Origin of the sequence: Alicyclobacillus mali NBRC 102425, assembly GCF_001570745.1 — a bacterium.
GTDB lineage: Bacteria > Bacillota > Bacilli > Alicyclobacillales > Alicyclobacillaceae > Alicyclobacillus > Alicyclobacillus mali.
The window spans coordinates 1-21,085 of sequence record NZ_BCSG01000025.1; the positions used below are offsets into that span (position 1 = coordinate 1).

General features: G+C 63.7%; 16 protein-coding genes. 12 read left to right on the top strand and 4 right to left on the bottom strand.

Annotation, left to right across the window (positions count from 1 at the left end; genetic code table 11):
- Positions 1-72 precede the first annotated feature (72 nt).
- The 4 genes from AMA01_RS09565 to AMA01_RS09580 are packed head-to-tail and all read left to right on the top strand — an operon-like array spanning position 73 to position 5,029.
- Positions 73-1,383 carry an FAD-binding oxidoreductase gene (locus tag AMA01_RS09565; RefSeq protein WP_067850379.1) on the top strand — a complete coding sequence of 437 codons (1,311 nt, stop codon included), beginning with the start codon at positions 73-75 and terminating at the stop codon, positions 1,381-1,383.
- A gap of 1 nt (position 1,384) precedes the next feature.
- Positions 1,385-2,713: a (Fe-S)-binding protein gene (locus AMA01_RS09570; protein WP_067850381.1), complete on the top strand. Its 1,329-nt coding sequence runs from the start codon at positions 1,385-1,387 to the stop codon at positions 2,711-2,713.
- Positions 2,710-4,239 (top strand): FAD-linked oxidase C-terminal domain-containing protein, encoded by a 1,530-nt coding sequence (locus tag AMA01_RS09575; RefSeq protein WP_067850383.1) that lies wholly within the window; start codon positions 2,710-2,712, stop codon positions 4,237-4,239. The genes AMA01_RS09570 and AMA01_RS09575 overlap by 4 nt, the downstream gene beginning before the upstream one ends.
- A gap of 1 nt (position 4,240) precedes the next feature.
- Entirely contained in the window at positions 4,241-5,029 is a 789-nt protein-coding gene (locus tag AMA01_RS09580; protein ID WP_376738338.1) for an IclR family transcriptional regulator, read from the top strand.
- Positions 5,030-5,127: 98 nt separating this feature from the next.
- Here the strand turns inward: AMA01_RS09580 and aceB are convergent, their stop codons facing one another.
- Complete coding sequence (gene aceB / locus AMA01_RS09585; protein WP_067850387.1) at positions 5,128-6,732, bottom strand: malate synthase A; 1,605 nt, start codon at positions 6,730-6,732, stop codon at positions 5,128-5,130.
- A 375-nt stretch (positions 6,733-7,107) separates the two neighbouring features.
- Between aceB and AMA01_RS09590 the strand changes: the two genes are divergently transcribed.
- Positions 7,108-8,730 (top strand): L-lactate permease, encoded by a 1,623-nt coding sequence (locus AMA01_RS09590; protein ID WP_067850388.1) that lies wholly within the window; start codon positions 7,108-7,110, stop codon positions 8,728-8,730.
- A 121-nt stretch (positions 8,731-8,851) separates the two neighbouring features.
- Positions 8,852-9,793, top strand: coding sequence for an alpha/beta hydrolase (locus tag AMA01_RS09595; protein ID WP_067850390.1), 942 nt, complete (start codon positions 8,852-8,854; stop codon positions 9,791-9,793).
- 24 nt (positions 9,794-9,817) lie between these two features.
- Here AMA01_RS09595 and AMA01_RS09600 read toward each other — a convergent pair whose 3' ends face one another.
- The gene (locus AMA01_RS09600; protein ID WP_067850392.1) at positions 9,818-11,053 is read right to left on the bottom strand and encodes an MFS transporter; all 1,236 of its coding nucleotides are present in this window, start codon (positions 11,051-11,053) and stop codon (positions 9,818-9,820) included.
- Between the two features lie 135 nt (positions 11,054-11,188).
- On the opposite strand from AMA01_RS09600, the gene AMA01_RS09605 reads away from it, so the two are divergent.
- Entirely contained in the window at positions 11,189-12,559 is a 1,371-nt protein-coding gene (locus AMA01_RS09605; RefSeq protein WP_067850394.1) for an FAD-binding oxidoreductase, read from the top strand.
- Here the strand turns inward: AMA01_RS09605 and AMA01_RS09610 are convergent.
- Complete coding sequence (locus AMA01_RS09610; protein ID WP_067850396.1) at positions 12,525-13,859, bottom strand: sigma 54-interacting transcriptional regulator; 1,335 nt, start codon at positions 13,857-13,859, stop codon at positions 12,525-12,527. The two genes, AMA01_RS09605 and AMA01_RS09610, sit on opposite strands and share 35 nt — an antisense overlap.
- A gap of 157 nt (positions 13,860-14,016) precedes the next feature.
- Between AMA01_RS09610 and AMA01_RS09615 the strand changes: the two genes are divergently transcribed.
- The 3 genes from AMA01_RS09615 (at position 14,017) to AMA01_RS09625 (ending at position 18,115) form a co-directional block, all read left to right on the top strand.
- A complete protein-coding gene (locus tag AMA01_RS09615) occupies positions 14,017-14,940 on the top strand; it encodes a proline dehydrogenase family protein (RefSeq protein WP_067850398.1) in 924 nt (307 codons plus the stop codon).
- 12 nt (positions 14,941-14,952) lie between these two features.
- Positions 14,953-16,359 carry an amino acid permease gene (locus tag AMA01_RS09620; protein WP_067850400.1) on the top strand — a complete coding sequence of 469 codons (1,407 nt, stop codon included), beginning with the start codon at positions 14,953-14,955 and terminating at the stop codon, positions 16,357-16,359.
- Between the two features lie 169 nt (positions 16,360-16,528).
- Positions 16,529-18,115, top strand: coding sequence for a long-chain-fatty-acid--CoA ligase (locus tag AMA01_RS09625; protein WP_067850401.1), 1,587 nt, complete (start codon positions 16,529-16,531; stop codon positions 18,113-18,115).
- A gap of 83 nt (positions 18,116-18,198) precedes the next feature.
- On the opposite strand, the gene AMA01_RS09630 is transcribed toward AMA01_RS09625, so the two are convergent.
- Positions 18,199-18,627 (bottom strand): Fur family transcriptional regulator, encoded by a 429-nt coding sequence (locus tag AMA01_RS09630; protein ID WP_067850403.1) that lies wholly within the window; start codon positions 18,625-18,627, stop codon positions 18,199-18,201.
- A gap of 248 nt (positions 18,628-18,875) precedes the next feature.
- Here AMA01_RS09630 and ahpC point away from each other — a divergent pair, with 248 nt between their 5' ends.
- Entirely contained in the window at positions 18,876-19,439 is a 564-nt protein-coding gene (gene ahpC, locus AMA01_RS09635) for an alkyl hydroperoxide reductase subunit C (protein ID WP_067850406.1), read from the top strand.
- 18 nt (positions 19,440-19,457) lie between these two features.
- Positions 19,458-20,987: an alkyl hydroperoxide reductase subunit F gene (gene ahpF / locus AMA01_RS09640; RefSeq protein ID WP_067850408.1), complete on the top strand. Its 1,530-nt coding sequence runs from the start codon at positions 19,458-19,460 to the stop codon at positions 20,985-20,987.
- The last annotated feature ends 98 nt before the right edge of the window (positions 20,988-21,085 follow it).

Genomic DNA, 21,085 nt, shown 5'->3' on the forward strand with positions numbered 1-21,085 from the left:
AAGAATTCAGAACAGTATTCCACATTGCAGAACAGAAGGTCGCCTCTCCCGCGACCGTTGGAGGCGATTGCATTGCCGCTTCAATCCAAGCCATTGCCGGTCGACACTGCGGATGCGCTCCACGATGCGACTGGACTTCCTGCTCGCGCCGTGCCCATGTGCACCGTCCATCCGGGCGAATCGTCCAAGGACACCTGCGCCGTGGAAGCCAAGTGCGAGGCAGACGTGCTGGCCGTGCTCGCCTACGCTCGGGAGCTCGGGTTGACCGTGCTGCCTTACGGTTCCGGCCGCCACCTCGCCTACGGCCCGCCGGGTGAGGTCCCGGACCTTGCACTCACGCTTCGGCCCATGAACCGTGTGACGAGCTTCTCCCCGGGCGATCTCGTCGTCTCCGCGGAGCCGGGCATCACCATCGGGGAACTGGCGAGCGTTCTCGCCCAGCGAGGACTCATGCTGCCGTTCGATCCGCCCGCGCCTGCCGATGCCACCTTGGGTGGCCTGCTCTCGACAGGGCTCAGCGGGCCGCGCCGCGCACTTTACGGCAGCCTGCGCGATCTCGCCATTTCGCTCCGCGTCGCCCTCGCGGATGGGCGCGTCATCCGGACGGGTGCGAAGGTCGTGAAAAACGTCGCCGGCTACGACATGACCAAGCTGTTCATCGGCGCATGCGGCACGCTCGGCGTCGTGACGGAGATCACGCTGAAACTCCGGCCCTTGCCGATGCACCGCGAGACCGCTCTCGTGCGCGGCCCCGCGGCAGCGCTTGCCGAACTGCGCTCGCGCATTGCGCAGTCCACGCTCGTGCCGAGCCGCATCGAGATGGTGGGGGGCGCGGACCTGGGCTCGGACTTCGTCCTTGCCGTCGACTGCGACGAGCCAAGGTCCTCTGCCAAAGCGCAGACGGACGCCATCCGCGCCATGTCGCGCGATTTCGGCCTTACCGTCGACGTCGTCGAAGGTGAGCATGCGGACGCATGGTGGTCGGATCTCGCGCAAAGCCTCGCGGAGCGCCAGGTCTGTATCCGTTTACAAGGACCGCCCACATCGCTTTTCGCCGCCATGCCGCGCGCACTGGAAGCGGCATCTGCACTCGCCGAGCCAGCCGAAAGCGTCACGCTTTCCGCCGGTGGGCTCACCGGCGTCGCGCGCATCGCGTTCCAGCCGGCTCGAGCCATCTCTGACCGCCCCGCGCCGCTCGGCGCCATCGCGGATCTGGCGGCCGGTGCCTCGCTCGACATGGTGGTGGAGCGCGCGCCCGCCGAGGTCCGCGCCAAACATCAGCCGACCCTGGCGCCCGCGTCGCTCGCCCTGATGCAGCGGCTCAAACACACGTTCGATCCGGCCAACCTCTTGTCACCAGGCCGCTTTGTGGGAGGGATGTGACATGGTGAACGAGCCCACGGCCGTCGAAGCGAAAGCCTCCGACTTCCGCTTTCCGGACGCGCCCGAGGAGGAGAAGTACTCCGTCTGCGTGCACTGCGGCTTTTGTCTGGAGGTCTGCCCCACCTATCAAGCCTGGGGAGACGAGAACCACTCGCCCCGCGGGCGCGTCTACCTCATTAAGGCGTGCGCAGAAGGCGAGCTGCCGCTCGACGAGAGCGTGATCGATCCCGTCTTTACCTGCCTCGACTGCCGGGCCTGCGAGACCGTGTGCCCGTCCGGCGTGCAGGTGGGGGCGCTCGTCGAGGAGGCTCGCGGCCAGGTGTTTTTCGCGCGCGACGCGGAAGGGAAGCGCGACCCCATCATGCGTTTCTTCCTGCGCGGCGTGTTTCCGCGCCCTGCGCGCCTTCGCGCCATCCGCCGCCTGATGCGGTTCTACCAGCGCTCGGGCCTCAGGCGCTTGGTGCACGCCACCGGCATGCTGAACGTGCTTCCCGCGCAGATGCGCGAGATGGAGGATGTCATCCCGGACATCGGGCGGGGGCCCGCCATCGACGTCCTGCCGGAAACCATGGCCCCGCGGGGGGAGACAAAGGCCGCGGCGCTGCTTTTCACGGGCTGCGTCATGGACGTGTTCTTCTCCGACGTGAACGAGGCCACCGCGCGCGTCCTCGTGCGAAACGGCGTCGAGGTGCGCGTGCCCAAGGATCAGGTCTGCTGCGGCGCCCTCCAGGTGCACGCGGGCGATCGCGACATGGCCCGTGAGATGGCGAAGCGAAACATCGAGGTGTTCGAGCGGTCGGGCGCCGACTACGTCGCCATCAACGCGGCCGGCTGCGGCGCCGCGCTGAAGGAATACCCAGAGCTCTTCCGGGACGATCCGGCTTGGCGGGATCGCGCCGTGCAGTTTTCCTCTCGCGTGCGGGACATCTCGCAACTCCTCGTCGAGGTGGGCTTCGATCCGCCGAAGGCTGAGCTGCCGATGACGGTGACCTACCACGACGCCTGCCACCTGTGCCACGCGCAGAAGATCCGGTACGAGCCGAGATCGCTCCTCAAGTCGGTGCCGGGCCTGACGCTTCGCGAGATGCCGGATTCCGACCGCTGCTGCGGCAGCGCGGGCATCTACAACCTCACGCATCCGGCGATGGCCAACGAGCTGCTCGAGCGCAAGATGGACGACGTGCCCGCGGGCGTGGAGGCGATTGTCATGGGGAATCCGGGCTGCATGATGCAGATCCGGCTCGGCGTCAAGCGCAGGAACCAGCCCTTGCGCGTCATGCACACGGTCGAGGTGCTCGATCTCGCCTATCAGAGGGAGGGATCGCGATGAGGGACGCGCACATCGAGCGGCTTGTCGAAATCGTGGGCGAGCGGCGCTGCCTTTGGCGGCCGCACCAGGTGAAGGCGTACGCGTGCGACGGCTACACGGCGGAAGAGGGGCTGCCGCGCGCAGTGGTCTTCCCGGAGACGACCGACGAAGTCTCGCGCATCTGCCGCTATCTCTACGAGAACGACATTCCGTTTCTCCCGCGGGGCGCGGGCACGGGCCTGTCGGGCGGCGCCACGCCGACGGGGGGCGAGGTGGTCATCAGCCTCGCGCGCATGAACAAGCTCCTCGCCGTCGACTTCGACAATCTGCGCGCCGTGGTGCAGCCTGGGCTTGTGAACCTCACGCTCACGCGCCGGGTCTCGCACGCGGACTGCTACTACGCGCCGGATCCGTCCAGCCAGTCGGTCTGCACCATCGGCGGGAACTTCGCGGAAAACGCCGGCGGCAGCCATTGCCTCAAGTATGGCGTGACCACCAACCACGTGGTCGCGGCCAAGGTGGTGCTGCCGGATGGGGACGTGATCGACATCGGCGCGCCGTTCGGCGACGCGCCGGGGTACGATCTGCTCGGGCTTTTGGTCGGATCGGAGGGGACGCTCGGCATCGCGACGGAGATCACGGTCCGCATCCTGAAAAAGCCGCAGGCGCTGCGCACCGCGCTCGCGTACTTCGATCGCGTCGCCGACGCGTCCGACACGGTGACGGACATCATCGGGGCGGGCATCATTCCGGCCGCCATCGAGATGATGGATCAGCTCGCGATGCAGGCCGTCGACAAGAGCAACTATCACGTCGGCTATCCGGCGGACATCGAGGCGGTGTTGCTCATCGAAGTGGACGGCCTGGCCGCGGGGGTCGACGAGGTGATGTCGCGCGTGGTGGACATCTGCCGCCGCCACCGCGTGCGCGAGGTGCGGGTGGCGCAGTCGGACGCGGAGCGCGCGCTCTGGTGGTCGAGCCGGAAGATGGCGTTTGGCGCCATGGGGCGCATCTCGCCCGACTACATCGTGCAGGACGGCGTGATTCCGCGCACGCGCCTCACTGAAGTGCTGCAGAAGATCGACGAAGTGAGCCAGCGATACGGGCTGAAGATCGCGAACGTGTTCCACGCGGGCGACGGCAATCTGCATCCGCTCATCTTGTACGACAGCCGCGTGCCCGGGGAGGCCGAGCGCGCGGTCAGGGCCGGATCGGAGGTGCTGCGGGCGTGCGTTGACGCGGGCGGGAGCATCACCGGCGAGCACGGCGTCGGCATTGAGAAGATCGGCGAAATGACCTATATGTTTTCCGAGGACGAGATCGACGCGCAGCTCGCGGTCAAGTCGTGCTTCGATCCGAAGGGCATCGTGAACGCCGGCAAGCTCATCCCGCTGCCCGGCCGGTGCGTCGAGGTGAAGCGGGCGCGCAAGATCATCGAGGAGAATTGGCAGATTCTCGACTCGTTCCCGGATCAGGCGGCCGTGCAGGCGCGGGGCGTCTTTTCGCAGGAGGCCGGCCGAGAAGCGTCGACGAGCGCGCAAGGATGAGGTGAACGCTTTGGAGGACTACACGGTCAAGTCGGTCGACAAGGCGCTGCTGTTGCTCGAGGTGGTGAGCGAACATCCCGACGGCATTGCCATCACGGAGCTGGCGCAGTCGGTGGGCATGTACAAAAGCACCGTGCACCGCCTGCTCGGCACCATGATGCGGCGCGGCTACATCGAGCAGGATCCCGTGAGCGGGCGGTACAAGCTTGGCTACACGGTGCTCGATCTCGGCATGAAGCTGCTCTCTTCCATTGATCTGCGCCGCGAGGCGATGCCCGCGCTGCAGGAGCTCGCGCTCGCCTCGGGCGAGGTGGTGCACCTGGCGCTTCTGGACAGGGGCTCCGTGGTCTACATCGAGAAGGTGGAAAGCCCCAACACCATCCGCATGCACTCGCGCGTCGGCACGCGCGTGCCGGTCCATGCGACGGGGCTCGGCAAGGCCATCCTCGCGTTTCTGCCGAAGCGCGAGGTGCAGGACATCGTCAGGCGGTACGGATTGCCGCGCCTCACGCCGCACACCATCACGGATGCGGCCGCCTTCTTTGCGTCCCTTGAGGAGACGAGATCGACCGGCTTCGCGTTTGACATGGAGGAGCACCAGGAAGGCGTGTGCTGCGTGGCCGCGCCCATCTTTGCGCACGACGGGCGCGTGATGGCGGCGGTGAGCGTCTCGGGGCCTGCGCTGCGCATGACCCGCGAGCGCCTGGTGGAGCTGGTGCCGCTCGTGAAGCGTGCGGGTGAGCGCGTCTCGGAGCGCCTCGGCTACCGACGGGAGCGCGTCGCTCCTTAAGCCGCTTCATCCATTGAGCGTCAAAAAGAACCCCGCCACCTCGGCGGGGTTTTCACATGGGGATGGTTCAGGCGCCGCGCGCCCGAGGGCGAGATCCGTCACGCCAAGTGGTCGTAACCCGGCAGCGTCAGGAAGTCGACGAAGTCGTCCCTCGTCGAGATGTCGTCGAGCAGTTTGGCCGCGAGCGGGAACTGGCTCTGTGCGTACGTTTCTTCGCCGATCTCGTCCTGCAGCTTTCCGAGTTCCTCGTCGAGGATCTGGCGGAACAGCTCGACCGTCACCTTGCGGCCGTCGTCGAGGACGCCTTTCGGGTGATGGATCCACTGCCAGATCTGCGCGCGGGAGATCTCCGCGGTCGCCGCGTCCTCCATCAGGTTGAAGATGGGGACCGCGCCGGAACCGCGCAGCCAAGCTTCAATGTAGCGAAGCGCCACAGCCACGTTGGTGCGCAGGCCGCCTTCGGTGATGGTGCCCTGTGGGACCGCGACGAGATCGGCCGCCGTGACCTGGACGTCGTCGCGCAGGCGATGCACCTGGTTCGGCGTGGGCATGAGGCGGTCGAACACCTCCATCGCCACCGGCACGAGCCCGGGGTGCGCCACCCAGGTGCCGTCGTGGCCGTCCTGCGCTTCGCGCTCCTTGTCCGCGCGCACCTTGGCGAGCGCCTCCTCGTTCGCCTTGGGGTCGTTCTTGATGGGGATCTGTGCCGCCATGCCGCCCATCGCGAAAGCCTTGCGCCGATGGCACGTGTGGATGGTGAGCAGGGTGTACGCGCGCATGAACGGCACCGTCATGGTCACCTGCGCCCGGTCGGGCAGGATGACCTCCGGGTGACTGCGGAACTTCTTGATGTAGCTGAAGATGTAGTCCCAGCGGCCGCAGTTGAGCCCCGCGGCGTGATCGCGCAGCTCATACAGGATCTCGTCCATCTCAAAGGTCGCGAGGATGGTCTCGATGAGCACGGTGGCCTTGATGGTGCCGCGCGGAATGCCGAGCGCGTCCTGGGCGTAGTTGAACACGTCGTTCCACAGCCGCGCCTCGAGGTGGCTCTCCATCTTTGGCAGATAGAAGTAGGGCCCCGAGCCGCGCGCCAAAAGCTCCTTCGCATTGTGGTAGAAGTAAAGCCCGAAGTCGACGAGCGCGCCCGTGGCCACCCGGCCGTCCACCCGGATGTGCTTCTCGGGCAGGTGCCAGCCGCGCGGGCGCACGATGAGCACCGCAATTTCGTCGTTCAGCCTGTAGTGCTTCCCCTCGGGGCTCGTGTATTCGATGGTGCGGCGAACCGCGTCCCGCATGTTGATCTGGCCCTGCACGACGTTCTCCCAGGACGGCGCGCAGGCGTCCTCAAAGTCCGCCATGAAACACTTGGCGCCCGAGTTCAGCGCGTTGATGACCATCTTTCGGTCCGAACTCGGTCCCGTGATCTCGACGCGCCGATCCTGCAGATCCGCGGGAATGGGCCCGACCGTCCACTCGCTCTCGCGGATCTCCTTGGTCTCCGGCAAGAAGTCTGGCCATTCGCCCGCGAGCAGTCGCTTTTCCCGCTCCTTGCGCAGGCGAAGCAGTTCGTTCCGCCGCGCGCCGAAGCGCCGCTCGAGCTCCGCGATGAATTGCAGCGCGTCTGTCGTCAAAATCTCGGCAAATTCGGGTCTGTACTCTCCGGTGATCTCCACGCCCTGTGGGCAAGCGTACGATCCCGCCATCTGAAATCTCTCCTCCCTCGCAACTTCGCAACCCTGGGTACGCTTTCATGATAGCATGTCGTTGTGCAAGAAGAAACACTGTTCTGAATTACAGAACAGGTCGGCGCGGCATGTTGGTGAACGGCGCTGCGAAGCAGGGGCTGTGCTGCGGGGCAATGGTCAGCCATCCAGCCCTTGGTGAGTTGATTCCGGTATGCAGAATCTTTTGAAAGGATGGGAATACCCCGTTCTCAGGCGCACGAGCCCCGGACTACAATGACCTCAAAAGCGGGGATCGCGACCCCTGAGAAAAGGAGGGACGCTCATCTTCGTGAGGCAGAACGACTTCGAGGACGAATTGCTTGAACTCTGAAGGCCGTGGATGGAGGGAAGCCTGTGTTTCATCAACTGTTGACGCCCATCGGGCATTCGACGGGCCTCTCGTTTTTGGTCGGCATCATTCCCATTGTCATCGTGCTCGTGTTACTCGGCGTCGTAAGAACACCCGCGTGGATCGCGGCGCTGTCGGGCCTCGTGGTGGGGCTCATCGAGGCCGTGGCAGGTTGGCACATGCCTGCTCATTTGGCGTTCGACTCGGTGGCCGAAGGCATGGTGTTCGCGCTATGGCCCATCATGTGGATTGTGTGGAATGCGATGTGGCTCTATAACTTGAGCCAGCGGACGGGCGCGTTCGCGCAGTTCCGGGATTGGATGTACCGATACGCGACGGAGGACCGGCGCATTCAGATGCTCATCATCGCGTTCAGCTTCGGCGCGCTGATGGAAGGCATCTCGGGCTTTGGCACGCCGGTCGCCATCGCGTCTGCGCTCTTGGTTGGGCTCGGCTTTCCGGTGCTCGACGCGGTCACGTACGCCCTCATCTTCGACACCGCGCCCGTCGCGTTCGGCGCGCTCGGCGTCCCCATCGTGACGCTCGGGTCCGTCACGAACCTCAATGTAAGCGCTTTATCTTCGATGGTCGGGCGGCAGCTGCCCATCTTTGCGTTCATCCTGCCGTTTTACGTGGTTGTGGTCATGGGTGGATGGAAGGCGCTTCGCGGCGCCTGGCCCGTCGCGCTCGTCGGCGGACTGTCGTACGCGTTGACGCAGTTCGCTGTGGCGAACTTCATCGGCCCGGCGCTGCCAGATGTTTTGGCCGCGCTCGTCTCGCTCATCTGTATCGTGCTGTTCACGAGGGTATGGCGCCCGAAGGACACGGACCAATTTCGGTCGTTCGCCCACGCGGGGGCATACCGCGAGATGGCGGCTGCGTCCGAAGCGCCTGTTGGAGGCCTGTGGCGCGGCTGGGTGCCGTGGCTCACGGTGACGGGCGTCGTGATCGTCTGGACGTTTTTGAAAATCGCGGACATCGGCGCGAAAAAGGTGCACTGGCCTGGGCTCGACAAGCAGGTGTTTCTCACGCTCTACAACAAGCCGTACGAGGCGGTGTGGACCTTCCAGCCGCTGGCCACGGGCACGGCCATCCTGGTGGCGGTCATTCTCACGGCCATCTTCCTGCGCGCCGGCTGGAAGACGTTCTGGCTCGCGGCGGCCGGCACGTGGAAGCAGCTCACGTTTCCCATCCTGACGGTCATGTTCATCCTCGGGCTCGCCTACCTGTACAACTACTCGGGCATGGCGTACACGCTCGGCGTGGCCGTGGCGGCGCTCGGGAGCTGGTTCCCGTTCTTCTCCGGGTTCCTCGGCTGGATTGCATGCTTCTTGTCCGGCTCGGACACGTCGTCCAACGCGCTCTTCGGCAACCTGCAGGTGGTGGCGGCGAATCGCCTGCACCTGAATCCCATCCTGATGGCGGCGACCAACTCCTCGGGCGCCGTGATGAGCAAGATGATCTCGCCGCAAAACGTGACGACGGGCGTATCGACCGGCGAGCTGCGCGGCAAGGAGGGACTCGTCATCCGCCGCACGTTCTGGCACAGCATCGTACTCACGGTCATCCTTGGCGTCCTCGTGGTGTTGCAGGCGCACGCGTGGAGCGGCATGGTGCCGAAACCGTAGCCGTGACGCGGCGCGCGTGGATGGGCGGCGTCAGCTTCCGGCTGACGCCGCCGTCGCGTGGACGGAATGGCAGGAGGTGAAGCCTCCGCGTCGAACCAAGACGGCAACGAGGGGTGAGGGCATGGGGGAGACATGGACCATCCGCGCACCAGATGGCATCGAGGTTCACGGCCGAACGTGGGTGCCTGAGCATCGCGGCGAGCCGCGCGCCTGCGTGCAAATCGCGCATGGCATGGCCGAACACATCGCGCGATACAGCGACTTCGCGCAATTTCTGGCCTCGCGCGGGTGCGCCGTCTACGGGCACGATCACCGCGGCCACGGGCAGACGGGCGAGGCCATGGGGCTGCTCGGCCACTTTGGCGATCACGACGGGTTTCAGCGCGTCATGGACGACATGGCGCGGGTCACGTCGCGCATCGAGGCGGAGCACCCAGGCGTGCCCATTGTCCTGTTGGGCCACAGCATGGGCTCCTGGCTTTCGCTCGCCTACATGGAGCAGCACGGCGCGAGGCTCCGAGGTGCCGTGCTGTCAGGCGCCGGCTTCGTCAGCCGCGTGGAACTAGCGGCGGGGCTGTATCTCGCGCGGCGCGAGGCGGCACGGCTTGGGGCGCGATCGCCAAGCGAACGGCTGTACAGGATGACGTTTGGCAACTTCAACAAGCCGTTTCAGCCCAATCGCACGCCGCTCGATTGGCTGTCGCGGGATGAGGCCGTGGTGGACGCGTACATCGCGGACCCGCGCTGCGGGCAGATGCACACCTGCGGCTTCTTTATCGATTATTTCGGTGGCGTGCGGGAGCTGCAGCGCGCCGAGAATCTCCGCCGCATCCCGAGCGAGCTGCCGGTGCTCATCGTCGCCGGCTCGCGCGATCCGGTGGGGAAGATGGGCAAGGGCGTCGAGCGGCTCGCGAAGGCGCTCACGGCAGCCGGGGTGCGCGACGTGACCGTCAAGCTGTATCCCGGCGCGCGGCATGAGGTCCTCAACGAGACGAATCGCGCCGAGGTGTATCAGGACGTGTGGCATTGGTTGGAGCGCCTTTTGCGGATATGGAAACGGTGAGGGCCGCCACCGCGGCCCTCGCGATTACTCCAGCGTCTCTCCCTTCGATTCCCTCCATAGGAGCGCCACCACAATCACCAGGATCGATGCAATGGCGACCGAGTAGGTCATCGAGTGTGCCAAACCGCCGACCGATGGCGCCATCGACGACACGATGAGGGGTACCACCGCGCCGCCAAGCGCTGCGCCGATGTGGTACGTCGTGCCTTGCCCCGTGGACCGCACCGCGGTGGGAAAGTGTTCAGCCAGATAGGTCGGGATGACCGACCACACGCCGCCGATGGAGAAAAAGCCAATGAGGAACGTGAACACGTCCCGGTAGCCCGCGCTCTGGATGTGCAGAAACACGACGGACGTCAGCGCCGTCCCGATGGCGGACAGAATCAGCGTCCACTTGCGCCCTATCCAATCCGACAACAGGCCCCCGAGGATGTTGCCCAAAATCCCTGCGACGTTCAGGATGATGATGGTATTCGCCACGACGGCGGGTGAAAAATGACCGGTCTGCTTGAGCAGCGTCGCGTAAAACGTGTTGATGGGATACGTGACGCTGAATGCGATGATGGCCACAATGGCCGCGTGCACGGTGTTCCATGCGCGACCGCGGACAAATAGCTCGCCCACCGGGATGCCCCGCCGTTCGTTCGTCCGCGCCTCGCGCCAGCGGTCCGACTCCGGCAAGGCCACCGCGATGAAGATGCCGACGATCACGGCGGGAATACACGCGATGAAAAAGAGCGCGTGCCAGCCGAGGTGGCTGTATCCGACGCGATAGATGATGGCCGCGAAAATGTAGCCAAACGAAAAACCGGACTGCAAAAGGCCCGAGGCAAAGCCGCGCCAGCGAGACGGGATCATCTCCATCAGCATGGGCGTGCCGCTCGCGTACATGGATCCCATGCCGAGGCCGTAGAGGATCCGCACAATCATGAGCAGCGTGAAGCCGAGCGAGAAGCCCGTCAGACACTCGAACACGCTGAACCAGAAGATGGAGAAGATCAGGCTGGCCTTGCGCCCCTTCGCATCGCTCAGGAGTCCTCCCAGAAATCCGCCGCCGAGCCGAGCGAAGGTAGTCGCCGACGAGACGGAAGCTGCGAGCGTGAGCGCGACGTGGTAGTCCTTCATGATGTCCAGGATGACGAACGTAAGCAGGGAAAAGTCCATGGCGTCAAAGGCCCACGCGAGGGCGATGGAGATGAGCGCCCGGAGCGGGGCCTTCGGCTTCGCCGCGTCGGGCGAAGGCGCGTACGCGGTCGACATACGGGTCACCTCGCTTTAGAATCAGAACAGGCCGACATGTATCCCTTTTCATCCTATACGACATTTGCACGGCGCGTAAGCCCCTGGGACAGGCGCCATGCGCGCAGGCCTGCGACAGAAATGGAGGCCCGGACGATGACCATCCCCTGGCAAACGTTGAAAGAAGAGCTCGGTGACAAGCTCAGCTTCGGCGAGAGCGTTCGCCAATCGCACGCGAAGGACGAATCGTATCACCCGGAACACCTGCCGGACGCCGTGGCCTATCCCGAGGAGACGGCGGATGTCGTGGCACTTGCGCGGTTTTCGCATGCGCACGGGGTGCCGCTCGTCGCGTACGGAGCCGGATCGGGCCTCGAGGGCCAGGCCATTCCGGTGCGCGGCGGCATCTCGGTCGATTTTTCGCGCATGAACCGCATCCTCGAGATCCGGCCGGACGACTTCCTCGTCTGTGTCCAGCCCGGCGTCACGCGCCAGCAGCTGAACGACGCCCTGCGCCCATACGGCCTCATGTTTCCGGTCGATCCCGGCGCCAACGCGTCCCTCGGCGGCATGGCGGCGACCAACGCGAGCGGCACGACGGCCGTCCGATACGGGCCCATGAAGGCGAACGTGCGGAAGCTCGAGGTGGTGCTCGCGGACGGGCGCGAGATGGAAATGGGGACACTCGCCGCCAAGTCCAGCTCGGGTTACAATCTCGTGGAACTCTTCGTGGGGTCGGAAGGCACGCTAGGCTTGTTCACGAAGCTCTGGCTCCGCGTCTACGGCGTGCCCGAGGCGACGCTCGCCGCCTCCGCCGAGTTTGCGACCGTTCGCGACGCCGTGGATGCCGTGTGCATGCTCATCGGCAGCGGGCTCCAGCTCACGCGGTGCGAGCTCGTGACGAAGCCGTACATCGAGATCATCAACCGCCAGTTCGACACGTCGTACACGCCTGCACCGACCCTGTTCCTCGAGCTGTCGGGCTCACAGGCCGCCGTGCAGGCCGACATGGGGACGGTCGACGAGATCCTGCGCGACGCCGGCGCAGCGCGCGTCTCCGTCGTTATGGACGAGCGGGATCGCCAGAAGCTCTGGCACGCGCGGCACAACGCGGCGTACGCGCTCATGCGGACATATCCAGGTCTCGCGCACCTCTCGACCGACGTGTGCGTGCCCATGTCGAAGCTGCCCGAGGCGGTGGACGTGGCGGAGACGTGGATTGAGCGGCTCGGCATCCGCGGGGGCATCGTGGGGCACGTCGGTGACGGCAACTTCCACGTCAGCCTGATGGTCAACCCGACCGACCCGGACGATCTCGGCCGCGCCTACGAGCTCTCGCACCACCTGGTGGAGTACGCCCTGTCCGTCGGCGGCACGTGCACCGGCGAGCACGGCGTCGGGCTCGGCAAGATGAAGTATCAGAAGCAGGAGCACGGCGAGGCGCTCGCCCTGATGCAGGCCGTGAAGCGCCTGCTCGATCCGGCCGACATGCTCAACCCCGGGAAGTTGGTCGACGGGATCGCGTGATCTCGTCCATGCCGTGCTGCTTCAGCTTGTAGTAGAGCGCCGCCCGGGAGATGCCAAGGAGCTGGGCGGCGCGCGACTTGTTTCCCCCGGAGTCCTCGAGCGCCTCGCGGATGCGCGCGCGCTCAAGTTCCTTCGATTGATGGGCCAGCGGCACGCGGCGCCGGGCGGGCTTGAGGTGCAGGGCCCGCACCGCCTCAGGCAGGTGCTCGGGCCGCACTTCGCCCTCCGCCACTGACGCCGCCCTCCGCGCCGCCTGCGCCATCTCCGCAAGGTTGCCAGGCCACGGATACGCCTGGATCAATCCGGCCGCCTCGTCCGACAGGCGCGGCGGAATCACCCCTCGCTCCTTGGCCCACCGCGTGAGCCAGAAGTGGAAGAAAAGCAGGCTTTCGTCCCGCCGTTCGGCCATGGGCGGGATTTCGATCACAGGGAGCGCGCGGGCAAGGGCTGGATCGACCGCGTCGGCCGTGGGCGCGGTGGCCAGGATGCGGCACCGCAAGGGAAGGTCGCGATGGCCGCCGAGCGGCCGGAATCGCTCCTCCTCGATGGCCCGGGCGAGATTCGCCTGCACCGCGCTTGGCATGAGGTGCACGTCCTGAAGCAGGAGCGTGCCGCCGGCGGCTCGTTCGAGCCATCCTGCCCGCCGGGCGTCAGGCGATAAGACGAGCGATCCGTCCGCGCCAAACAGCGCCGCATCCATCAAGGCCGCGGCGCGAGGCTCGGCCCGCACGGCGAGAAACGGGCCCTGGAACCGAAGCAGGCGATGGGACGTTTCGGCAAGCGTGCGTTTTCCCGTGCCTCGTTCGCCGACCACAAGCGCGTGCCGCGGCCCGCCTGGGGCGGTCAGGGCTTCAAGGGCGCGATCGACCGTCTGCGTCCGCAACAGCTCACCTTGCGTCTGGGCAAGATAGCGCGCGTTCTCCTCTCCCATGCGGACGAGCAAGGTCATATCTCGCTCGACGGCGATGGCGCCGGCGATGCCGCCGAGTTGGTCCCTGACAGGCGCCGCGGAGATGAGGACGTGCACGTCCGGGCGCGGGCGGTGGTACGCGTGGTCGATGTGCGCGCCGGTCGTGAGGACGCTGTGCACGGCGAGGGATTCGAGGGCGAAGAATTCGGTAATGGGGTGCCCGACGATGTCTTGCGCGGGGATCCCGTACAGCGCCTCGGCCGCTCGGTTCCATGCGACGACGATCCCGGCAGGTTCCACCACGGTCACGGCGTCGTCCACGACGTCGAGCAACGCGCGCAGGATGAGATCGGAGGGAAGTTCGGATATCCGCGTAATCTCGTCCGGCATTCACATCTCCCCCAAAGGTGGCAACTGGAACATATTGCGCTTTCATACCCCGTGTGTCTACAATAGAGACACATCACGAACTCATTGTCAAGTTTTTAGACACTTTGTGCATGTGCCCAGACAGCGAGTGTCTGCAACATGGAGGAGGGGGATGCGCATGGAGCAACTGATGCGCGACACGCTACTTTGGTTGTCTCGAAACCGCCGAGCGGAGCGATGGGCGCGCCGCTTCGGCTTCCGGCTCGGGGCGGGACGCTTTGTCCCGGGAGAGTCCCTGGAGGACGCCGTGCGCGCCGTGGAGCAACTGCATCGGCGGGGGCTCGCCGCCACGTTGGATCATCTCGGGGAATTTGTCGATCGCGCCGAGGAGGCTCGCCAAGCGGCGGACTTCTGCGTGCGCACGCTCGAGCGATTCGCCGATCTTCCGTACGACGTGTATCTTTCGGTCAAACTGACGCAACTGGGTCTGGATATCGATGAAGGCCTGTGCATGGAGAACATGCATAAGATCGTCGCGCGGGCGCGCGATACGGGGCGCTTTGTCCGAATCGACATGGAGGACTATGCGCACAACGAGGTGACGCTTGCCATCTATCGCAAGCTGCACGCGGAGTTCGGGACGGAGCACATCGGGACCGTGATCCAGGCGTATTTGTACAAGAGCGCCGATGACATCCGGGCGCTCGCGCCGCTCAAGCCCAATCTTCGCCTTGTCAAGGGTGCGTACAAGGAGCCGCCCTCCGTGGCGTATCCGGAGAAGCGGGATGTGGATGAAAATTACAAGCGAATCATCGAGCTTCAACTGCAATCGGGCGGCAAGACGGCTATCGCAACCCATGACGAGGCCATCATCGCATGGGCGAAGGACCGAGTGCACGAACTTCGGATTCCAGATGACCAGTGGGAGTTTCAGATGCTGTACGGGATTCGCCCGCAGCTTCAGGAGTCGCTCGCCCGCGAGGGGTACAAGGTCCGCATCTATGTGCCGTTCGGCGAGGATTGGTACGGCTACTTCATGCGCCGTCTCGCGGAGCGCCCGGCGAACGTCGGTTTCGTCCTGAAGTCGCTTGTCAAAGCGTGAGGAGGGCAGGAGATGGGCACTGGATTGGACGCGAAATCCGGTCACGAGCGGGCCTCGCTGCGCCAGGCGCTTCGCATGCGCCATATGACGATGATTTCGCTCGGCGGCGTCATTGGCGCAGGGTTATTTGTCGGCAGCGGCGCGGTGATACAGACCACCGGACCGGCGGCGGTGGTGTCGTACGCGCTCGCGGGATTCCTCGTCATCCTCATCATGCGCATGCTGGGCGAGATGGCGACGGCGCGACCCGCGGTCGGGTCGTTCGCGGAGTACGGCCGGATAGCGCTCGGCGAGTGGGCTGGCTTTCTGATGGGCTGGCTGTACTGGTATTTCTGGGTGATTGTCGTGGCGGTGGAGGCCACGGCGGGTGCGCTGACGCTCCACAACTGGCTGTTTCCGGGCGTGCCGCTTTGGGTCTTGTCTCTCATTCTGCTCCTGCTTTTGACCCTATCGAATCTGTTGTCCGTTCGGTCCTACGGCGAATTCGAGTACTGGTTCGCGTTTATCAAGGTTGCTGCCATCGTCGTCTTCATCGTGTTGGCGGGGTTGTTTGTGCTGGGATTGTGGCCGGGATCGCACCTTAACTTTTCAAACCTGACGGCGTACGGGGGCTTCGCGCCGAAGGGCGTGGGCGCGCTGTTCGCCGACGTCACGACGCTCATCTTTTCGTTCTTCGGTTCGGAGATTGTGACCATCGCGGCGGCCGAGTCGAAGGAGCCTGCCAAGGCGGTGGCGCGGGCGACGAATTCCGTCATCTGGCGCGTGCTCGTGTTCTACGTCCTTTCCATCTTCCTGATTGTCACCATGATCCCTTGGAACGACAGCAAAGCGCTCGCGAGCCCGTACGTCAGCGCCCTCAGCCTACTGCACATCCCGGGCGTGGCGGCCGCGATGAACGTCGTCGTGATCACGGCCGTTCTGTCCTGCTTGAACTCCGGGCTGTACACCGCTTCGCGGATGCTGTTTGCGCTGGCGTATCAGGGGAACGCGCCCAAGGCGCTGCTTCGGACGAACCGGCGAGGCGTGCCGGCTCGTGCCATCCTGTTCTGCACCATCGTCGGTTATCTGTCCATCATCATGGATTACGTGTCGCCGCAGCACGTGTTCCTGTTCCTGCTGAACTCGTCCGGCGCCGTGGGACTTTTCATCTATCTGCTCATCGCCTGCTCCGAACTCGTGATGCGCCGGCGCATGGAGCGGGAGGGCGAGGAACTCAAGGTGCGTATGTGGCTGTTCCCGTTCCTGACGTACCTCTGCATCGCGGCCATGACCGCCGTGATTGTGGCCATGGCCTTCCAGCCAGGCGACCTTTCGCAGCTGGTGCTGAGCCTGGTGAGCGTGGCGGTGCTGCTGGTGGTGTACGCGGTGAAACGGTGGTATACACGCGGCAGGAGCACGGGCGGTGCAATCCACTTGTAAGATGGTTTGCTGCAGCGGGCGGTGCGAGATGGCGCCGCCCGCTGAAATTTAGGCTATTTATGTACCGGAAATCCATGAAGATGACCAAGGGAGACTCTTGCGAGTGCTCAAGTCAATATGTCAGATTATCATGTAGATTTTGATAATCTATCGTGCCGGGAGGATGCTCATGAAAGTTCCACTCACGCCTATGGATTGGCTGCGCCGGGCGCGCAAGCTTTATCCAGACAAGACCGCTGTGGTGGATGGTTCGAAGAGGTTCACGTACAGTGAGTTCTCGAGCCGCGTCGACCGACTCTCCCATGCCCTGCTAAAACTTGGTGTGTCACAAGGTTCCAAGGTCGCGGTGTTGTGTCCCAACACCCATCCAATGCTTGAAGCTTTCTTTGGCATCTGCCAATTGGGTGCCATCATCGTGCCCATCAACATTCGCCTTCAGCCGGAAGAAATCGCTTACATTCTCGATCGCAGTGAGAGTGAAGTGTTGATAGTCGATAGCGAGTGGGGTCGTGTGGTGGAACCTATCCTGCCGGGACGATCTGGACTGCGCCACGTCATTCAGATTGCGAGCCACGATTCGCCCCTCGATGCTTACGACTACGAGGCGTTGCTTGAGCGCGTTTCGGGTGACCCCATTGAGACACCAATTGATGAAGATCAGCCGCTGAGCATCAATTACACCAGTGGCACGACTTCGCGCCCCAAGGGCGTGGTTCTCACGCACCGCAACAGCTACCTGAACGCGGCGGACTTTTTGCTTCATCTTCGCGTCACGCATGACGATGTGTACTTGCACACATTGCCGTTATTTCACGTGAATGGCTGGGGAGGTGTGTGGGCGATCACGGCGGTGGGCGGCACGCACATCTGCCTGCGAAAGGTGGATCCTTCGGTCATCCTCCGCCTGTATGTGGACGAGGGGGTTACCCTTGCGTGTGCGGCGCCAACTGTCCTCAATATGATTCTTCAACACCCTGCTGTGGAGCAGATGCAACTAATCCGCCGCACGCGCATGGCCACGGCGGGTTCTCCTCCGCCCGCGGCGGTGATCGAGAAAGCCGAGAAGTTTCTGCAAATGGAGATTATGCACGTCTATGGACTGACAGAAACTTCTCCGTTCATCACCTATTGCGAGTGGACACAGGCAAACGACCAACTCCAGGGTGACGCACGCGCGCGGGCCAAGGCGAGGCAAGGAGTGGAGATGGTCTTTGCCGGAGAAGTGAAGGTGGTACGCGAGGACGGCCAGGAAGTGGCGTGGAATGGCCAGGAGGTAGGCGAGATTGTGGCGCGCGGCAACGTCGTCATGGATGGCTACTACAAGAATCCGGACGAAACAGCCAAGGTCATTCGCGACGGGTGGTTTCACACGGGCGATTTGGCGGTCGTCCACTCGAATGGGCACATCGAAATTGTCGATCGACTGAAGGACATCATTATTTCGGGTGGAGAGAACGTGTCTTCCGTCGAGGTCGAGGGCGTGCTTTACCAGCACCCCGAGGTCATCGAGGCTGGGGTGGTATCGAGGCCAGACGACCAGTGGGGCGAGGTTCCAGTCGCGTTCGTCGTGAAGCGGCCGGGTTCACGATTGTCGGAAGAGGAGCTGAGAGCGTTTTGCCGGGAGCACCTTGCTCACTTCAAGGTGCCGAAGGCATTCCACTTCGTCGAACAGTTGCCCCGGACGGCAACAGGCAAACTTCAAAAGTTCAAGCTTCGTGAGATGCTTTGGACGGGTATGGGGAAGCGGGTTCACTGACGAAGAGAAAGACGTGAGAAGGGACCACCCGGATGGCAGGTGGTCCCTTCGCCATGTCGAGCGAAGTCTCCAAGCGGGCCTTGTCACGATACCTGCTGCTTTTTACACCGCGGGCAGATGCCGCGCACCTCGACGTGGTAGTCCTCGACTTCGAATCCCTCGGCTTCTCGAGGAACTGAGACGCGAAGGGGTTCCTCCAGATAGAAGTCGAACAGCGCGCCACACCGGGTGCAGACCAAATGATGATGAGGTTCCACGTTGATGTCGAACCGGCTTGCGCCGTCGCCAACGCCAATCTCCTTCACAAGGCCCACTTGCGACAGTTGCTTCACTGTATTGTAGACCGTGGATACGCTCATGCTAGGAAAGCGGTCCTGGAGCGACGTGTAGATATCGTCCACGGTCGCATGACCGTTGTAGTCCAGCAAAAACTGAAGAATGGCTTCTCGCTGCGGGGTCACGCGCAGGCCGGCATTCTTCAAGAGGTGGACGGCGTCCTTCGGAGCCTGCATGTCACCCCCTCCTTTCATGCGTTCGTTGTACTCGATTCTATCCCCTTTGACAACCGCCATTGCTTTTTTTATAATGCCACCTAGATGAGAACGATTCTAAACTACAACTCGTTACGAGTTGATTATAATTCAACGTTCTCATTCTGCAAAGCTCTCGCGCGGCGCGAGACGAGCCCGAGTATGGTCCATCCCGCTCCAGCGGAGGACATACATCTGCGCATCTATTTTACGAAGGAGGATGATCGTCGATGTCCCTGGTGGGAAAGAAAATTCAACCTTTCAAGGCCATGGCTTTCCGCAACGGCGAATTCATTGAGGTGACGGATCAAGATCTGTTGGGCAAGTGGAGCATCCTGTGCTTCTATCCCGCCGACTTCTCGTTCGTGTGCCCGACGGAGCTGGAGGACCTGCAGGATCACTACGAGGAGCTGAAGAAGCTCGGCGTGGAAGTGTATTCCGTTTCGACCGACACGCATTTCGTGCACAAGGCTTGGCACGACGTTTCCCCGGCCATCCAGAAGATCACGTACACGATGATCAGCGACGCGACGCACGAGATTTCCCGCAACTTCGACGTGCTCATCGAGGACCAGGGGGTCGCGGAGCGCGCCACGTTCCTCATCGATCCGGACGGCGTCATCCAGGCTGTCGAGATCACGGCGGATGGCATCGGCCGCGACGCCTCGACGCTCATTCCAAAGGTGAAGGCCGCACAGTACGTGCGCAATCACCCGGGTGAGGTTTGCCCGGCGAAGTGGAAGGAAGGCGAGAAGACGCTCAAGCCGAGCCTCGATCTCGTCGGCAAGATCTGAGGAGGTGTTGGCCTGACCATGGTGCTCGACGATGAAATTCGAGAGCAACTGAAACAGTATCTCGAGCTCATGGAAGGCGACGTCGTGATCCGGGTTTCCCCCGGGTCCGACGACGCCTCCCGCGACATGATGGAGCTCGTGAACGAACTGCAATCGATGTCGCCCAAGATTCACGTGGAAGAGACGGAGCTTCCGCGCAAGCCAAGTTTCAGCATCAACCGGCCAGGCGAGGATACAGGCATCGTCTTTGCCGGTGCGCCACTTGGTCACGAGTTCACTTCGCTGATTCTGGCGCTGCTCCAGGTGAGTGGCCGGCCGCCCAAGGTGGATGAGTCCGTCATACGCCAGATTCAGAGCCTCGAGGGCACGTACGCATTCGAGACGTACGTCAGCCTAAGCTGCCACAATTGCCCGGATGTCGTGCAGGCACTGAACCTGATGAGCGTCCTGAATCCGAACATTCGGCACACCATGATCGACGGCGCCGTGTTCAAGTCGGAAGTGGAAGAGAAGAACGTGATGGCCGTGCCGACCGTGTACCTCAACGGGGAATTCTTCGAGAGCGGTCGGATGTCGGTGGAGGACATTCTCGCGAAGCTCGGAAGTCAGGCGGACGTGTCCGACTTGAGCGAACGGGAACCGTACGACGTCCTCGTGGTTGGCGGCGGCCCCGCGGGCGCGAGCGCAGCCATTTACGCTGCCCGCAAGGGCATCCGAACCGGCATCGTGGTGGATCGGTTCGGCGGCCAGGTGAACGACACGCTCGGCATCGAGAACTTCGTCAGCGTGAAGTACACCGAAGGGCCGAAGTTCGCCGCTCAGCTTGAGGAACATGTCCGTCACTACAATATCGACATTATCAAATCTCAACGCGCGAAACAATTGCGAAAAGGTGACCTGATCGAGCTCGACCTTGAGAGCGGCGCGACCCTGAAGTCGAAGACGGTCATCATCGCGACAGGCGCGCGCTGGCGCAACCTGGGCGTTCCGGGAGAGAAGGAGTTGCAGACCAAGGGCGTGGCCTACTGCCCGCACTGCGACGGCCCGCTGTTTCAGGGCAAGCGCGTGGCCGTGATCGGCGGTGGTAACTCGGGTATCGAGGCGGCCATCGATCTCGCCGGCCTCGCGTCGCACGTCACGGTGCTCGAGTTTCTGCCGCAGCTCAAGGCGGACGAGATCCTGCAGAAGCGGCTGTTCAGTATGTCCAACGTTACCGTGCTCACAAACGTCGAGACGAAGGAGATCCTCGGCACGGAGCGCGTGACGGGCATTCGCTACGCCGATCGCGCCACGGGCGAGGAGCAGGTCGTCGAGTTGGAGGGCGTCTTTGTGCAGATTGGCCTCGTGCCGAACACGGAGTGGCTCGGCGATTTCGTCGAGAAGACGCGGTTTGGCGAAATTGTCATCGACAGCCGCGGCCAGACGAGCGTCGAAGGCGTGTTTGCGGCGGGCGACTGCACCAACGTTCCGTACAAGCAGATCATCATCTCCATGGGCTCCGGCGCGACCGCCGCGCTCGGCGCGTTCGACTACCTGATTCGTCACTGAAGCCTCGCAACCGTCCCATTCAGTTCCCACTCACCCCTGCGGCTCCGCACGCCCCGCCGCAGGGGCCTTTTTGATCCGCGGCAGGCCGATAACCGCTG

Bases quoted from the DNA above. Each gene is read 5' to 3' on its own strand.
- AMA01_RS09570 (WP_067850381.1), top strand. From the start codon at position 1,385: ATGGTGAACGAGCCCACGGCCGTCGAAGCGAAAGCCTCCGACTTCCGC.
- AMA01_RS09575 (WP_067850383.1), top strand. From the start codon at position 2,710: ATGAGGGACGCGCACATCGAGCGGCTTGTCGAAATCGTGGGCGAGCGG.
- aceB (WP_067850387.1), bottom strand. From the start codon at position 6,732: ATGGCGGGATCGTACGCTTGCCCACAGGGCGTGGAGATCACCGGAGAG.
- AMA01_RS09595 (WP_067850390.1), top strand. From the start codon at position 8,852: ATGGGGGAGACATGGACCATCCGCGCACCAGATGGCATCGAGGTTCAC.
- AMA01_RS09600 (WP_067850392.1), bottom strand. From the start codon at position 11,053: ATGTCGACCGCGTACGCGCCTTCGCCCGACGCGGCGAAGCCGAAGGCC.
- AMA01_RS09605 (WP_067850394.1), top strand. From the start codon at position 11,189: ATGACCATCCCCTGGCAAACGTTGAAAGAAGAGCTCGGTGACAAGCTC.
- AMA01_RS09610 (WP_067850396.1), bottom strand. From the start codon at position 13,859: ATGCCGGACGAGATTACGCGGATATCCGAACTTCCCTCCGATCTCATC.
- AMA01_RS09615 (WP_067850398.1), top strand. From the start codon at position 14,017: ATGGAGCAACTGATGCGCGACACGCTACTTTGGTTGTCTCGAAACCGC.
- AMA01_RS09620 (WP_067850400.1), top strand. From the start codon at position 14,953: ATGGGCACTGGATTGGACGCGAAATCCGGTCACGAGCGGGCCTCGCTG.
- AMA01_RS09625 (WP_067850401.1), top strand. From the start codon at position 16,529: ATGAAAGTTCCACTCACGCCTATGGATTGGCTGCGCCGGGCGCGCAAG.
- AMA01_RS09630 (WP_067850403.1), bottom strand. From the start codon at position 18,627: ATGCAGGCTCCGAAGGACGCCGTCCACCTCTTGAAGAATGCCGGCCTG.
- ahpC (WP_067850406.1), top strand. From the start codon at position 18,876: ATGTCCCTGGTGGGAAAGAAAATTCAACCTTTCAAGGCCATGGCTTTC.
- ahpF (WP_067850408.1), top strand. From the start codon at position 19,458: ATGGTGCTCGACGATGAAATTCGAGAGCAACTGAAACAGTATCTCGAG.